We start from the raw sequence: 471 nt of genomic DNA on the forward strand, positions 1-471 counted from the left end.
GAAGCTGTGCTGGATGAGTATCCATGATCCGGCGCTCACCTGATGAAAGCACCCAGGGCGTGAATGACCCCGATGCTGCCGCATTCCCGATGGCCGACAAAGGGCGAGCCGAATTGGTGCTCCCAATGGACGGCGAGGCGAATCTGCGCGAAGCTTCTGCGGTCAATTCCAACATTCCGACCGGCGCCATCGAAATCTCTAGCCTCGCGATCGAAGTTCGCTCCGCGGCCAAGGAATTGACGTTGCCGGTCTTTGGTGATGCCGATTATCCCGAGGATATTCGCCTGCGTTACCGGTTCCTGGCTCTCCGTCGCGAGAAGCTCCACAACAATATCCTCAAGCGCACCAAGATCATTTCCGCCCTGCGCGCCGGCATGCGCGGGGCAGGGCTCACCGAATTATCGACCCCCATCCTTCCCCCATCCTCCCCTGAAGCCGCCCCCCGCTTGCCCGTCCCGGCCACCCTACATC

At 61.1% G+C, this 471-nt stretch carries 1 protein-coding gene; it reads left to right on the forward strand.

What is annotated here, in order from left to right:
* Positions 1-23 precede the first annotated feature (23 nt).
* On the forward strand, positions 24-471 hold a 448-nt coding region (locus VE26_RS16815; protein ID WP_046106507.1), incomplete at its 3' end, for an amino acid--tRNA ligase-related protein.

It is taken from the genome of Devosia chinhatensis (assembly GCF_000969445.1).
Classification (GTDB): domain Bacteria; phylum Pseudomonadota; class Alphaproteobacteria; order Rhizobiales; family Devosiaceae; genus Devosia; species Devosia chinhatensis.